Source organism: Weizmannia sp. CD-2023, from assembly GCF_036225245.1.
GTDB classification, from domain to species: Bacteria; Bacillota; Bacilli; order Bacillales; family Bacillaceae_C; genus Weizmannia; species Weizmannia faecalis.
The window spans coordinates 39,698-54,446 of the sequence record NZ_JARTJQ010000096.1 but is presented as its reverse complement, the minus strand read 5'-3'; the positions used below and the strand labels follow the sequence as shown (position 1 = coordinate 54,446).

The window sequence follows — 14,749 nt, the reverse complement described above, 5'->3', positions numbered from 1 at the left end:
TCATATGCCGAATCATACGTTTTACGAAGAATACGAGGTATTCAGCAGAAAGAAGGATGGACTGCCGCTTGAACACCGCTTCAGTTTGCTTGCGCCAAACCGGGAAATGGCCTTTATTCTGGCAAAAGAAAACTTTTTCAGAAGAGAACCTGTCGAACAATTATGGGTCGTGAAGCGTTCCGACATCCGCATGATGCGGCAGGAAGAAAGGGAAGCTTTCCGCCCGCTTGACAAAGCCTACAGGGAAACAAAAGGCTATGCCGATTTGCCTTCCAAATGGAGAAAGCTCGATGAGGGGATCAAGACAGAGCAGATATGAGGTGACGGGAATGGAGTTAGAGCAGAAAGCCTTAAAGGAACTTTTGTATTTGCTGGCCGATGACAACCTGATTCATGCATACAGGGGATCAGAATGGCTCGGTCTGGCACCCCATATTGAAGAGGATGTCGCATTTTCTTCCATTAACCAGGATACGATGGGCCATGCAAAAATGTACTACCAGTTGCTGGAAGAATTAGGGGAAGGAAAAATGGATGATCTTTCCCATTTGCGAAAACCCGGGGAATTTAGGAATGCCGTTCTTTTGGAAATGGCAAACGGGACAGGGACTTATTTGCACAAGCCAAACTATGACTGGGCGTTTACGGTCGTTCGCCATTTGTTTTATGCCGTCTTCAACCAAATCCGTCTTGAGTCACTCAGCCGGTCCAGCTACGAACCGCTTGCGCAAACAGCCGGAAAAATACTGACGGAGCAATATTACCATCTTCTCCATTGGAAAACATGGTTCAACCAATTAATGTCGAGCACGAAAGAAGCAAGAATGAGGATGGAAAACGCCATCCGCCGGGTATGGAATGAGTTTTTCGGCGTCATTACTTTGGGACCGTTCGGAAATGACATGGCGGGTTGCGGACTTATTGATTCCGAAGCAAAACTGGAAGCGTCCTGGCTAGATGAGGTGACAGCCATTTTCCGTCAGGTCGGATTCCAGCAAGCAGGAAAGCCGCAAATGTTGCACGGGGACGGCAGGAGTGGCGAACATACGGAAGACCTGAAAGAAGCGTTGTCGATCTTGCAGGAAGTATATATATCTGACCAACAAGCGGCCTATTGGTAAGCATCCTTGCCGGAAAAAGGAGGCATGAGCGATGTGGAAAGAAAAAATACGGCAGGCGCTCGAACAAGTAAAAGACCCGGAAATGCCGGCTATCAATATTGTCGAGCTCGGCATGTTTGAAGATGCCGGGATAAACGGCAACACCATTGTTGTCAAGCTGCTTCCAACATTCAGCGGATGCCCGGCGCTTCCTCTCATTGAAAAAGAAGTGAAAAACGCTGTAAGAAAGCTCAATCCTGAGTTTCTTGTCCAAGTTGTTTTTTTGAAAACGCCTCCGTGGACGACAGAAAGAATAGCCCCACAAACGCGGGAAAAGTTAAAACAATTTGGGATTGCACCGCCGCCTGCCCACCATAAACGGGGAGATCCGTGGGAAATCGACTGCCCCTACTGCGGGTCAACCTATGTCACGATGGAAAATATATTCGGCCCGTCCGCATGCAGGAGCATTCTATACTGCAAAAATTGCAAAAATCCATTTGAAGCGATGAAACCGGTCGCGACTTTATAAAGGAGTGGGGAATGCATGGTAAAATTAATCGCTTTATATAATCAGCCAGAAAACAAGGAAGCTTTCGATGACCATTATCAAAATGTGCATACGCCGGTAACCAAAAAAATCCCGGGCCTGCGCAAAATGGAAGTGACAAAAATCGTGGGCGCACCAACGGGGGAAAGCCCGTATTATTTGTTATGCGAAATGTACTACGACGACATGGACGCATTAAAAAAAGCAATGAAAACAGAAGAGTCGAAAGCCTCTGCCAGAGATTTGATGTCCTTTGCCGGTGATCTTGTGACGATGATGATTGGTGAGGAAGTCAATGGCTGAGCATGCGTATATTGAACAATGGATAGAAGACGGTGTTGGAAGGATCGCACTCAATCGCCCGGATGTTTTAAACGCCCTTTCCCGCCCGATGGTTAGCGAAATAGTGCATGCCCTTGCTGAACTGGATCACAAGCCGGAAGTGAAGGCCATTTTGATAACAGGAAACGGGCCATCTTTTGCTGCGGGGGCAGATATAGAAGAAATGAAGGAAGACAACCCGGTTTCATTGGAACTGTATAACCAGTTTGCGGTCTGGGACCAAATTGCCTTGATCAAAAAGCCCATTATTTCGGCTGTTCAGGGATATGCGCTTGGCGGCGGCTTTGAACTCGTATTGAGTACGGATATCGTATTTGTTGCTGAAAATGCAACATTCGGTTTTCCGGAAGTCAAAATCGGAGTGATGCCCGGCGCAGGGGGCACGGTCAAACTCGCAAAACAATTGGGCAAATGGCAGTCGTTGGAATGGCTTTGGACAGGGAAGCACATGAGCGCGAGGCAGGCCTGTGCATACGGCCTGGTTACACGGGTTGTTCCTGTTGAAGCTCTGTATGAAGAAGCGCTCTCGTTCGCGAAAAGAATAGCGAACATGCCGGCCCTTTCCATCCGGCTCATCAAAGATACCGTCATCAGAGCGCAGGATTTGTCCGTCTATGACGCCATGCAATATGAAAGAAAGAATTTTTATCTTCTTTTTGCATCCGATGACCAAAAAGAAGGCATGCAGGCATTCGCCGAGAAGCGGCCTGCCAATTTCCGGGGCAGATAAGGAGGGGGGACATGCAAACCGTTGATTTTACAGTAAAAAACCATGTCGGCTGGCTGACGTTGAACCGTCCTGACAAACTCAATGCTTTTAATGAAACGATGAACCGGGAAATCATAGACGTTTTAACATCAGCTGAACAAGATCCGCACATACGCGCACTGGTCCTTACCGGTGCAGGCCGGGCCTTCTGTTCCGGGGAGGATTTGGGCAGTTTAAACGAACAGGCCGATCACGGTGAAATCATCCGGAAACGTTACATCCCGATGGTGAAGAAAATCGCGGCTTTTGAAAAACCGCTCATTGCTGCCGTGAATGGGCCGGCTGCGGGTGCAGGCTTCAGCCTCTGCCTGGCGTGTGATTTCCGGATCGCATCCGAACAGGCCACTTTTGTTAACGCGTTTATTCATATTGGGCTTGTGCCGGATTCCGGGAATCTCTATTTCCTGCCGAGGATTGCAGGCTATGCCAAGGCGTTGGAGCTTTCTTGCTTAGGGGAGAAAATCAGTGCACCAGAAGCGATGGAATACGGACTTTTAACGAAAGTGGTTCCAGCCTGCCACCTGGAACAGGAAACGCAGCATTTTGCTGAAAGGCTTGCTGCGATGCCGACAAAAGCAATCGGCCTCGTGAAGCGGTATATGCAAAAAAGCTTTGAAAGCACATTGGATGAAATGCTCGAAAATGAAGCATACGCCCAGCGGATTGCAGGGCAAACAGCCGACCACAAGGAAGGGGTCCGGGCATTTTTTGAAAAAAGAAAACCGGAATACAAAGGCAATTAAACAGAAAGGATGAACATGCATGCCGATAACAAAAGAAGTAGCAGTATTTCCTGCTGAAATGAAACGGAGCGCGTATAAAATGGTCATCAACGGAGAACCGGTGGATGCTGCCGGCGGCGAAACGTTTCACGTCTATAATCCTGCAACCGGCGAAGCAATCGCCACGGTGCCGAAAGCGGATTACGCGGATGTCGACCGGGCCGTTGAGGCGGCGCGCCATGCTTTTGAACACGGAAAATGGAGGCGCTATCCGGTTGGAAAACGGGCGCGCGTCCTGAACAAAATTGCCTCCATTATGCGCAGCCGTTTTGATGCGCTTGTTGAAATGGAAATATTAAATACCGGAAAGACGATTGAAACGGCTAAGGGGCAAGTGATGCAGGCCATTGAAGATTTCGAGTTTTTCGCGGGGGCAATTGTCGGGCATCGCGGCGCTGTGAACCATGTTCCCGGCCAGTTCTTTAACTATACCCAAAAAGAACCGGTTGGGGTCGCTGCCCAGATCATTCCATGGAATTACCCGCTCATGATGGCTGCATGGAAAATTGCCCCGGCGATCGCAGCAGGATGTTCTGTTGTGGTAAAGCCGGCAAGCCTTACGCCGATTACAGCCATTTTACTAGCTGAAATCTGCCATGAGGCCGGTGTTCCGGCAGGCGTTGTGAACGTGATTACCGGGCCGGGGGCGAAAATCGGGTCTTATTTGGCGAAGCATGAAGGGGTCGATAAAATCGCCTTTACCGGAGAAACTTCCACCGGAAAAGAGATCATGGCAAACGCCTCGGAAACATTGAAAAGAGTCACGCTGGAACTTGGCGGAAAATCTCCGAATCTCGTATTTCAGGATGCGGATCTCGATGCCGCCGTCAATGGTGCCCTGTACGGCATCTTCTATAATACCGGGCAATCGTGCGAAGCGAGATCCCGTATTTTCCTGCAGGAAGACATTTACGATGCGTTTATGGAAAAATTTGTGGCCAAAACGAAAAAACTGGTGCTCGGTGATCCGTTTTCACCTGCCTCGCATATCGGGGCGATCATCAGCAAAGAGCAGCTGGAAACCATCCACCGCTATGTCGAAGAAGCAAAGCAGGCCGGCGCAACCATCGTGACAGGCGGAAAACCGGCTAAAGTGGAAGGGTTTGAAAATGGTTACTGGTATGAACCGACCATTATCACAAACGTCACCAATGACAGCAAAATTGCACAGGAAGAAATTTTTGGGCCGGTCGTGGTGGTGATGCCTTTTAAAGAGGAGAAGGAAGCCGTAAAACTTGCAAATGCGACGAAGTACGGCCTGGCTTCAAGCATTTGGGCAAAGGACCAGGGCCTAATTAAGCGGGTCACAGACGGCATCCAGGCAGGCATTGTCATGGTCAACAGCCCGTTCTCCGCATTCCCGGGGACACCGTTCGGCGGATATAAACAATCCGGCTTCGGGCGCGAATTAAGCTTCGAATGCCTCGATTTATACAGTGAAACCAAGAGTGTACTCACTTATGCAGGGGCAAAACCTTTAAACCCGTTTCAGTTATAAGCTTCCGGTCGAATAAAGGCACTCATTGCTGCACTGGCAGTGAAACGGGTATCCGGCAGGGCAAGATGGACAAATAAGAAGCGAACGCATTCTTTCGGGATGGGTTCGCTTCTTTTAAAAATCGTCTAAAAAGATAGAAAATGTAAAGAGGAAGTGGTATGATGGCGGAAACATTGGTTGTCATTGGTTCAGGGGTAATGGGGTGCGGCATTGCTTATGCGGGCGCACTCGGCGGTTTCAAAGTCAGACTGGTAGATGTCCGGCCTGACATCTTGCATCAAGCGGAAAACAGGATTGAATCCGTCATGGAAAAAGGGCTTTCGAGGGGGAAAATCAACGGGGCAGATGCTGAAAGGATAAAGGCAAATATCGAATATACCGTTGATTTGCCGGCTGCAGCCGGTTGTGCAGATGTGATCATCGAGGCAGTGCCGGAAAAAACGGAAATAAAAAAAGAAGTGTTTGAAAAAATGGACAGGTTTGCGCCTGCCGGTTGCATCCTTGCGACCAATACATCAACGATGAGCCCGACTGAAATCGGTTCTTTTACTACCCGTCCCGCATCTGTTATTGCCATGCATTTTTTCAATCCGGTGCATAAAATGCCGCTTGTCGAGATCATCAGGGGGCTTGAAACAAGCGATGAAACGGTTCAACGGGCTGAAAAAACAGCTGAAAAAATGGGGAAAGAAACGGTGATCGTGAATGAATTTCCCGGCTTTGTTACAAGCAGAATCAGCTGTTTAGTTGGAAATGAAGCGTTCTACATGCTGCAGGAAGGGGTAGGGACAGCGGAAGAAATCGATAAAGCCGTCAAGCTCGGCTTGAATTTTCCGATGGGGCCGTTTGAATTGGCGGATTTGGTCGGTTTGGATGCAAGGCTAAACAATTTGTGCTACTTGCATGAAAAGCTTGGCGAAAAGTACCGGCCGGCGCCTTTACTGGAAAAGTATGTGAAAGCGGGCAGGCTTGGGCGGAAAACAGGCAAGGGCGTATATGATTACACAACGGTTGAAGGAGAATGAAGATGAGAGACGTCGTCATCGTTGATGCGGTCAGAACACCGATTGGGCGATATAAAGGAGCGTTAAAATCAGTAAGGCCGGACGATCTGGCGGCAACCGCCATCAAGGCGTTGCTCGGCCGCCATCCCGAAGTTCCCTGGAACGAAATCGAAGAGGTCATTCTCGGAAATGCGAACGGCGCGGGCGAAGAAAACCGGAATGTCGCAAGAATGGCTGCATTGCTCGCCGGGCTTCCGGTCGAAACCGCCGGCACAACCGTTAACCGCTTATGCGGATCGGGCCTCGATGCTGTCAATATCGCAGCCAAAGCGATCATGGTTGGTGACGGGGATATTTATATTGCCGGCGGAACGGAGAGCATGACAAGGGCGCCGTTTGTCATGGCAAAGCCGGAAAACGGCTACCCGAGGGGCAATTTGGAAATGTTTGATACAACGATCGGATGGAGATTTGTCAATGAAAAATTAAAGAAAATGTACGGGACAGACAGCATGCCGGAAACGGCGGAAAATGTCGCAAAGCAATTTCATATCAGCCGGAAAGCGCAGGATGCCTTTGCTTTTACGAGCCAAATGAGGGCGAAAGCGGCCATGGAAGCAAACCGCTTTCAAGATGAAATCGTGCCTGTCGTGTATACGAATCAAAAGGGGGAATCCGTGTCTGTCACCCAGGATGAACATCCCCGCCCCGATACTACGCCGGAAAAACTAGCAAGGCTGAAACCGCTTTTTGCAGGAGGCACGGTGACGGCCGGAAATTCATCGGGCATCAATGACGGGGCGTCTGCCGTGCTATTGATGAGCGCTGAAAAAGCTGTCCAATTGGGGGTCAAACCGATGGCCCGGTTTGTCGCCAGCGCAACGGCAGGATTGGAACCAAGGATCATGGGGCTCGGCCCGGTGTACGCAACGAGAAAAGCATTAAAGCGCGCCGGATTTACTATTTCGGATATTGATCTTGTCGAGTTAAACGAAGCCTTTGCTTCCCAGTCTATTGCATGCATCCGGCAGCTGGAACTGGACAGTGAGATTGTCAATGTAAACGGAGGGGCGATTGCTTTCGGACATCCATTGGGAGCAAGCGGCGCGAGAATTTTAACAACGCTCGTCCACGAGATGCAAAAGCGAAAGGCAAAACGGGGGCTCGCTACGATGTGCATCGGGGTGGGCCAGGGGATTGCAACCGTTATCGAAAAAATTTAAAATGGGGGAAAGAGATCTTTGGCAGAGACAAGGAGTTTATAAATGGAAAAAACGTTAAATACGCGTTCGATGATTTTTACGCTTTATGGCGATTACATCCGCCATTACGGAAGCGAAATTTGGATTGGCAGTTTAATCAAATTGCTGGAAGCGTTCGGCCACCATGAGCAATCTGTCCGTGCTGCCATTTCCCGCATGAGCAAACAAGGCTGGGTGGAAAGCCGCAAAGAAGGAAACAACAGTTACTATTCTTTGACTGAACGCGGTGTAAAACGGATGAATGAGGCTGCCGGGCGGATTTTTAAACTGAACCCGGGCAAATGGGACGGCAAATGGCGGTTTTTTCTGTATACGATACCCGAAAAAAAGCGGAACATCAGGGATGAACTGAGAAAAGAACTGATGTGGAGCGGCTTCGGCCTCCTGTTAAACAGTGTCTGGCTTACGCCGAATGATTTGCTGGATGAAATGAAAGGAATCATCGACAAGTACGGGATCAATGAATATGTCAAAATCTTCACTGCCGAAAATGTATGGGGCAAATCCGATAAAGAACTTGTACAGGAATTATGGGATATTGATTATATGAACGACCGGTATGAAGATTTTATGGCCCATTACCGGGAAAAATATGAAAGCGTCAAAGAAAAGATGAAAAGAGGGGAAATGACGAATCAGGACTGCTTTGTCGAACGGACGATGCTTGTCCATAATTACCGGAAACTATTGTTTGTGGATCCCGGTTTGCCGGAAGAACTGCTGCCGGAAAAATGGAAGGGGGAGGAAGCAGCCGCGCTTTTCCGGGACTATTACCGAATCCTTGCCAAACCGGCAAATGATTTTTTCGAAGACATTTTTTCTGAAGGATACGACACTTTTCAGAAAAGCAAACATTATGATGTGTTTGACCATCCGCTTATAACTGAAAAAGCATGACGAGATCCGAGCGCAGAAAGGAGCGATCAAGTGGCAAATCCGGTAACTGAAATGTTGGGCATCAAATTTCCGGTTTTTCAAGGCGGGATGGGAAATATCAGTGATCCTGCCCTTGCTGCAAGTGTTTCCAACGCCGGCGGGCTGGGAACGATTGGCGCCGGGACGCTGCCCGTAGCGGAAATCGAAAAAAGAATGGATAAAATGCGCAGCCTGGCCGCTTCCCCCTGCTGCGTCAATATTGCCATTTCGGTTCATCCAAACGCGGACGAAGTCATCCGGTTAGCCATTGAAAAAAAGATTCCGGTTGTTTCCCTATCTGCCGGCAACCCTTCGAAATATATCCCGGTTCTGCATCAAAACGGCATAAAAGTGATTTGTGTCTCCTCCACTGTCCGCCAGGCGAAAAAAGCGGAAGCAGCGGGGGCTGATATCCTTGTATGCGAAGGATACGAAGCAGCAGGAATCAATGCTGCCAATGAAAGCACGACAATGGTGCTCGTTCCGCAGATTGTAAAAGCGGTCAACATTCCGGTTGTCGCAGCGGGAGGGATTGCGGACGGCAAAGGTTTGGCGGCGGCGCTTTCGCTCGGGGCATACGGCGTGCAAATGGGGACGAGATTCATCGCAACAAAAGAAGCGCAGTTTCACCCTGTATATAAGAAGGCTGTAATGGAAGCAACAGATGAAGCGACGATGATCATCGGCAGACGATACCAAATGGTGCGCAGAGTGTTCAAAAATGCGTACGCGGTCTATCTCCGCGAACTGGAAGAAAGCGGCGCGGATCCGGGCCGCTTTAAAGCGCTGACAAGCGAAGTCCATCATGAAAGGGGAGCGCTTCAAGGCGATATGGAGCACGGTTTTATAAACGGGGGCCAAATTGCCGGCCTTATTGAGGACTGCCCGTCTGTTGCCCAATTATTAGAAGAAATGGTAAAGGAAGCGCAGGCTGTGCTAACCAGGAGCATGGCACGGTTATAGTCCCGTATGAACGCTTTGTTCTAATTCCTCTCCTTGTGCGCTAAAATAATAAAAAAGCATTTTTCATCTTTCGCTTAAGCAGGGCATCCTGCCAACATTCCGTATCTTTTCTGACCAACAAACCGAAACGCCCGATGCGAATCCAAGGGTGGGTTTCCATGGAAATTGATGCGGTTTTTTCCGGTGGAGGCATAAAAGGCCTTGCGCTCATCGGGGCATTGGAAGTATTGGAAAAAAGGGGATTTACGTTTAAACGGCTGGCCGGCACAAGCGTCGGTTCCGTTTTTGCAGGGCTGTTGGCTGCAGGGTATACAAGCGGCGAAATGAAGCAAATGCTTGCGGAAACAGACACGGCCGCGTTCCTTGACGAGCGGAAAACGCTGCTGCCGGTGCCGTTTGCGAAATGGCTGCTGCTGTATTGGCGGCTCGGGCTGTACAGAGGCGCCGCGTTTGAGGAATGGATCGGGGAAAAACTCGCATCTAAAGGCGTGTACACGTTCAAAGATGTTCCAAAAGGCTCCCTTTATTTCACGGCATCCGATCTTACCCATAACCGGCTTGTTGTATTGCCAGATGACCTAGAGCGTTACGGGGTGCCATGGCAAACCTTTCCGGTGGCAAAGGCCATCCGGATGAGCGCGAGCATCCCGTATTTTTTCGAACCGGTACGGCTGCGCTCGCTGGAAGGCACGAGCCTTATTGCAGACGGTGGCGTTTTAAGCAATTTTCCGATGTGGCTGTTTGTCAAACCGGAAGAAAAAAAGGCGCGGCCGGTGCTCGGCATCACGCTTAGCCCAAAACAATCAGAAGAGCCAAATGCGGAGATAAAAAATGCGATCCAGCTGTTCGATGCCTTGTTCAAGACGATGAAAGACGCCCATGATGCCCGCTATATTTCAAGAAAACTGGAAAAGGACATTATTTTTATCGCTGCAGATGGCGTACCTGCCACAGATTTTCAGCTTTCCGCCGAACAAAAAGCAGCCTTAATCGAGGCGGGCCGGAAAAAAACAGAAACGTTTCTGAAAACGTGGTCCTATTAATTAAAAAAGAATCGAGCTTAGTAGACAGCTCGATTTTTCTTTTTGCCCTTTTTGCCTTCAATCACGGTTAACTGGACATTGGATTTTTTGCGCAGCGGCCGTTTTGAAAATTTAACCGTGTGGACAGTATGGACCTTCATATTCCGTTTTTTCATTCTTTTTCTGGATTTGCGGGCGGCTTTTAAAAATGCTTTTTGTTCCTGGTTGGAAACATTTGTGCTTCTCTTGAGTAAGAAACGCATGCCAGCCAAAAGCACTGCCGCAAAAATGAAGGCTATCAAAACCCTTTTTAAGAATACAACCGGCTCATGAAACAAAGAGGAACCCAGGCCAAGCAGGGCCAAAAGAAAAATGCCGGCGATGATCCATTGACGCGTCTTCAACAAAAGCCACCTCCTCATGTTTTCCTAACCATTTTTTCCATCATTCTATCAGTTTATACGGTTCCGGCCGTTTTTATTTTGAGGTTGGTACCCCGTCGCACAAACAAGCTTGTGATAGTAAATGTATTCCCATGCACTGGAAACTTCAAACGCCGTTTTTAACGGGCGGCAGAAGCCATATCACCCGATTCCAGTTCAAGCAGCGCCTGAAAGGAGGAAATCGCAACTTCAATTTGCTTGTCATCCGGCTCTTTTGTCGTTAACAGCTGAAGCCACAGGCCCGGATAGCCAAGATATTTCAGAACCGGAATATGGCGGACTTTATTGGTCAGCTGAAGAACTTCAAACGACGTGCCGAGCACGACCGGAATCAGCAAAATCCGGTCGATGATGCGAAGCCAGAGCGGATCTGTCGGGACAAGCGTATAAATCAGGACGCTCACAATCACGGTAAACAGAATAAAACTGCTGCCGCACCGGTAATGCAGCCTCGATTGCGAGCGGACGTTTTCAACGGTCAGGGCAAGCCCGTTTTCAAATGTATTGATGACTTTATGTTCAGCCCCGTGGTATTGGAATACCCGCTTGATAAACGGCGTTAAAGAAATCAAATAAATATACGAAAGCACGAGCAGCAGTTTAAACGCGCCTTCAATGAGAATTTGCGCGGTATCTCCGGAAAAAAACGGCCTTGTCAGTTCTGCCAGAAAAACGGGAATCAGCGTCATGAAAAATTTGGCAAACAAAAAGGACAAGACGCCGGCAGCAGCCACGCCGAGCACCACCGTTGTTTTTGCCGGGGCTGCTTCCTTCCTTTTTTCGTCTTCTTCCGGGTCAACATCATACCGCTCGCTTGCAAAATTCAAATGCTTTGCCCCGTTTGCGGATGATTCAATGATGGCAATGATCCCGCGCAAAAACGGGATTTTTTTTAATTTTTGAATGAACGGGCGCGTCTCTTTCGGCAGATAAAAGAAGTCGATCCGGTTGTTTTTGCGGCGGATGGCAGTGACCGAATGCCGCTTTCCGCCGAACATGACCCCTTCCACGACTGCCTGGCCGCCATAAGCTGGTTTTGTCAATTTCTTCTCCCCCAAACCTAAACTTCGAATGTTTCTTTCCCGTTTAAGACGGAATGGATTTCCGAAACGTTACTTACGCTTATTTTACTAAATCATTTTAAATACGACTAGGGGAAAGACTTATGGGAAAGATAAGAAAGAAAAGATGCGCGCCGTCCATGTGAAGGGGTGGAAAATATGGAAAATAACAGCAAAGCAATGAAAAACCAGGAGCATTCCATGACCTTTTTTCAAATGGTGCTTGTGACCGGATTTGCGGGCGGGATCATTTGGAGCCTGGTTGCCTATTTATGCTTTTCTTTTCATTTTACGGCGATTGAACCGAATGTCCTGCTTGAACCATTTACGGTAGGATCCTGGCGCAAAATGTGGATCGGAAAAACCATTTCCATACTGGTATACGGATTGTTCTCTACCGGCTGTGCCCTTGTCTATTATCTTTTCTTTAAAAAATTGAAATCGATGTGGGTGGGCGCGATCTACGGGCTTTGCCTGTGCGCGGTCGTCCTGATTGTGCTGAATCCGATTTTTCCCGGCATGAAGCCTTTTTTAAAACTCGATGCCAATACGATTATCACTTGCTGTTGCATTTACATTCTCTATGGGGTGTTTATCGGTTATTCGATTTCGTTTGAGTATGAAAGAAGCCGGGTTTTTAAGAGAAAACTGGAGAGACAGTCGAACCCGCTCCCGTAAATCGATCCGGGCGGGAGGAACGCCCAGGATTCAGGCAGATACAAGCAGGCGGAAAGTAAAAAATAGAAATTTTCTTCAATTTGTGGTAAAATGGGCACGTTAAATATGGGAAAAAGGTGCTTGAAATGAAAAAATACCTCGTATTAAACGGCCCAAATCTGAATTTGCTCGGGCAAAGGGAACCCGGCATTTACGGGAAAGATTCGCTAAAAACCTTGATGGCGCACATGGAAGCGGCGGCCCGAAAGTACGGCGTTGCCATCGGTTTTTTCCAATCCAACCATGAAGGCGCCCTGATTGACAAGCTCCATGCTGCCGGGGATGAAGGCTTTGCCGGGATTATTTTCAATCCAGGCGCGTTCACGCATTACAGCTATGCTTTGCGGGACGCGATCAGTGCCATCCGTCTACCGGTGATTGAAGTACATATTTCGAATATCCATGCTCGCGAGGAATTCCGCCACCATTCTGTAACGGCGGCTGTTGCGCGCGGGCAAATTGCGGGCCTTGGGCTGTACGGCTATGAGCTTGCCCTCATGGCTTTGCTTGAGGCAGAAAAGGGAGAGGAAGAAAGATGTTAAAACTGGAGAAATTAAGAGAAACATTTCCGCAGGCCGCTATTGACGGCTTGCTCATTACAAGTCCGTATAACCGCCGCTATATGTCCAATTTTACGGGAACGACCGGGATTGTCCTTATATCCGGGGAAGCGGCAAAATTTATTACGGATTTCCGTTATGTCGAGCAGGCATCAAAAGAGTGCGAAGGCTACGAGATCGTCCAGCATCAGGGACCGGTGGAACAGGAAGTGGCCAAACAGGTAGAAGCAATGGGAATCAAACGGCTTGGGTTTGAGCAGGACCATATGAGCTATGCGCTTTTTAAAACGTATGAAGGGCTACTCGATGCAGAACTGGTCCCGGTTTCCGGACTTGTTGAAAATTTGCGCTTGATCAAAACAGATGCGGAAATTAAGATATTAAAAGAAGCTGCGGATATTGCAGATGCTGCTTTTAAACATATCCTTGACTTCTTAAAACCGGGCGTCACGGAATTGGAAGTTTCCAATGAACTCGAATTTTTCATGAGGAAATGCGGCGCGACCGCTTCTTCATTTGATACCATCGTCGCATCCGGCCTCCGCTCTGCCATGCCGCACGGGGTGGCGACGGACAAAGTGATCGAAAAAGGCGATTTGGTCACGATGGATTACGGTGCGCTCTATAAAGGCTATTGTTCGGATATAACAAGGACGGTTGCCGTCGGGGAGCCTTCCGAGCAATTGAAGGAAATTTACAATATTGTGCTGGAATCGCAGCTGCTTGCCGTCGAAAACATTAAACCGGGCATGTCCGGTGTTGAAGCAGACGCCATTTCCCGCGATTATATTGCTCAGAAAGGTTATGGTGAAGCGTTCGGCCACTCCCTCGGGCACGGGATCGGCCTTGAAATCCACGAAGGCCCGAATCTTTCCATGCGCTCGGCTTATACTTTGGAACCGGGCATGGTTGTCACCATCGAACCGGGTATTTATGTGCCGGGTGTCGGCGGCGTCCGGATTGAAGACGATACGGTGATGACCGAAAATTCGAATGAATTGCTGACGCATTCCGCAAAAGAACTGATTATATTATAATAGTTACAGCCCTTAACAGGGGATCGAATGAACATGTAGGAGGAAAAATATGATTTCAGTAAACGATTTTCGCACCGGCTTAACGATTGAAGTGGATGGCGGCATCTGGCGCGTCCTCGATTTCCAGCATGTTAAACCGGGAAAGGGCGCCGCTTTTGTGCGCTCGAAGCTTCGCAATTTGCGTACCGGCGCCATCCAGGAAAAAACGTTCCGTGCCGGCGAAAAAGTCGAAAGGGCACAGATCGACAACCGGAGAATGCAGTATTTATATGCAAACGGCGACCAGCACGTATTTATGGATACGGAAACGTATGAACAAATCGAGCTGAGCAGCGCCCAAATTAAAGACGAGCTGCAATACTTGCTGGAAAACATGGAAGTGCAAATGATCATGTACCAAGGAGAAACGCTCGGCATTGAACTCCCGAATACGGTCACGCTGACAGTTACCCATACGGAACCGGGGGTAAAGGGCGATACGGCAACAGGCGGGTCCAAACCGGCCACGCTTGAAACCGGCCTGACGGTACAGGTGCCTTTCTTTGTAAATGAAGGCGATAAATTGATCATCAATACAACGGACGGTTCATACGTGTCCCGTGCCTGATTGCTTTGAAATAAGCTTGGCGTCCCAAACGGCGTCAAGCTTTTTTGCTTTTCCGGCAAGATAGGAAAAAATAAGTTTACATAATCATATTATAAACAACTTAAACTTTCGGAGCCT

General features: G+C 48.7%; 18 protein-coding genes. 16 read left to right on the top strand and 2 right to left on the bottom strand.

Annotated elements, in window-relative coordinates; translation table 11 throughout:
• Positions 1 to 4 precede the first annotated feature (4 nt).
• From paaB to P9687_RS14360, 12 genes are all read left to right on the top strand, one after another.
• Positions 5 to 319 (top strand): 1,2-phenylacetyl-CoA epoxidase subunit PaaB, encoded by a 315-nt coding sequence (gene paaB, locus P9687_RS14415; RefSeq protein ID WP_026683255.1) that lies wholly within the window; start codon positions 5 to 7, stop codon positions 317 to 319.
• A gap of 10 nt (positions 320 to 329) precedes the next feature.
• Positions 330 to 1,121 carry a 1,2-phenylacetyl-CoA epoxidase subunit PaaC gene (gene paaC, locus P9687_RS14410; protein WP_035187970.1) on the top strand — a complete coding sequence of 264 codons (792 nt, stop codon included), beginning with the start codon at positions 330 to 332 and terminating at the stop codon, positions 1,119 to 1,121.
• A 31-nt stretch (positions 1,122 to 1,152) separates the two neighbouring features.
• Entirely contained in the window at positions 1,153 to 1,632 is a 480-nt protein-coding gene (gene paaD / locus P9687_RS14405; RefSeq protein ID WP_035187973.1) for a 1,2-phenylacetyl-CoA epoxidase subunit PaaD, read from the top strand.
• A gap of 15 nt (positions 1,633 to 1,647) precedes the next feature.
• Positions 1,648 to 1,953: an EthD family reductase gene (locus P9687_RS14400; protein ID WP_035187976.1), complete on the top strand. Its 306-nt coding sequence runs from the start codon at positions 1,648 to 1,650 to the stop codon at positions 1,951 to 1,953.
• Positions 1,946 to 2,722: an enoyl-CoA hydratase/isomerase family protein gene (locus P9687_RS14395; RefSeq protein WP_035187979.1), complete on the top strand. Its 777-nt coding sequence runs from the start codon at positions 1,946 to 1,948 to the stop codon at positions 2,720 to 2,722. The genes P9687_RS14400 and P9687_RS14395 overlap by 8 nt, the downstream gene beginning before the upstream one ends.
• 11 nt (positions 2,723 to 2,733) lie before the next feature.
• Positions 2,734 to 3,504, top strand: a complete 771-nt coding sequence (locus tag P9687_RS14390) for an enoyl-CoA hydratase-related protein (protein ID WP_104851446.1) — start codon at positions 2,734 to 2,736, stop codon at positions 3,502 to 3,504.
• Between the two features lie 19 nt (positions 3,505 to 3,523).
• Positions 3,524 to 5,041: an aldehyde dehydrogenase family protein gene (locus tag P9687_RS14385; protein ID WP_035184602.1), complete on the top strand. Its 1,518-nt coding sequence runs from the start codon at positions 3,524 to 3,526 to the stop codon at positions 5,039 to 5,041.
• Between the two features lie 161 nt (positions 5,042 to 5,202).
• Entirely contained in the window at positions 5,203 to 6,066 is an 864-nt protein-coding gene (locus P9687_RS14380; RefSeq protein WP_168986038.1) for a 3-hydroxyacyl-CoA dehydrogenase, read from the top strand.
• Positions 6,067 to 6,068: 2 nt separating this feature from the next.
• A complete protein-coding gene (locus P9687_RS14375; RefSeq protein WP_035187985.1) occupies positions 6,069 to 7,268 on the top strand; it encodes an acetyl-CoA C-acyltransferase in 1,200 nt (399 codons plus the stop codon).
• Between the two features lie 42 nt (positions 7,269 to 7,310).
• Positions 7,311 to 8,204, top strand: a complete 894-nt coding sequence (paaX, locus tag P9687_RS14370; protein ID WP_017550521.1) for a phenylacetic acid degradation operon negative regulatory protein PaaX — start codon at positions 7,311 to 7,313, stop codon at positions 8,202 to 8,204.
• 30 nt (positions 8,205 to 8,234) lie between these two features.
• Positions 8,235 to 9,185: an NAD(P)H-dependent flavin oxidoreductase gene (locus tag P9687_RS14365; protein WP_017550520.1), complete on the top strand. Its 951-nt coding sequence runs from the start codon at positions 8,235 to 8,237 to the stop codon at positions 9,183 to 9,185.
• 158 nt (positions 9,186 to 9,343) lie between these two features.
• Positions 9,344 to 10,228 carry a patatin-like phospholipase family protein gene (locus tag P9687_RS14360; protein WP_017550518.1) on the top strand — a complete coding sequence of 295 codons (885 nt, stop codon included), beginning with the start codon at positions 9,344 to 9,346 and terminating at the stop codon, positions 10,226 to 10,228.
• Between the two features lie 17 nt (positions 10,229 to 10,245).
• Here the strand turns inward: P9687_RS14360 and P9687_RS14355 are convergent, their stop codons facing one another.
• Entirely contained in the window at positions 10,246 to 10,611 is a 366-nt protein-coding gene (locus P9687_RS14355) for an SA1362 family protein (RefSeq protein WP_014098047.1), read from the bottom strand.
• 158 nt (positions 10,612 to 10,769) lie between these two features.
• Complete coding sequence (locus P9687_RS14350) at positions 10,770 to 11,693, bottom strand: DUF1385 domain-containing protein (protein WP_017550516.1); 924 nt, start codon at positions 11,691 to 11,693, stop codon at positions 10,770 to 10,772.
• Positions 11,694 to 11,870: 177 nt separating this feature from the next.
• On the opposite strand from P9687_RS14350, the gene P9687_RS14345 reads away from it, so the two are divergent.
• From P9687_RS14345 to efp, 4 genes are all read left to right on the top strand, one after another.
• Positions 11,871 to 12,389, top strand: coding sequence for a YqhR family membrane protein (locus P9687_RS14345; protein ID WP_035184604.1), 519 nt, complete (start codon positions 11,871 to 11,873; stop codon positions 12,387 to 12,389).
• Positions 12,390 to 12,514: 125 nt separating this feature from the next.
• Complete coding sequence (gene aroQ / locus P9687_RS14340) at positions 12,515 to 12,970, top strand: type II 3-dehydroquinate dehydratase (protein WP_014098050.1); 456 nt, start codon at positions 12,515 to 12,517, stop codon at positions 12,968 to 12,970.
• Positions 12,964 to 14,025, top strand: coding sequence for a M24 family metallopeptidase (locus P9687_RS14335; protein ID WP_014098051.1), 1,062 nt, complete (start codon positions 12,964 to 12,966; stop codon positions 14,023 to 14,025). The genes aroQ and P9687_RS14335 overlap by 7 nt, the downstream gene beginning before the upstream one ends.
• Before the next feature lie 49 nt (positions 14,026 to 14,074).
• A complete protein-coding gene (gene efp, locus P9687_RS14330; protein WP_017550512.1) occupies positions 14,075 to 14,632 on the top strand; it encodes an elongation factor P in 558 nt (185 codons plus the stop codon).
• Positions 14,633 to 14,749: the final 117 nt, after the last annotated feature.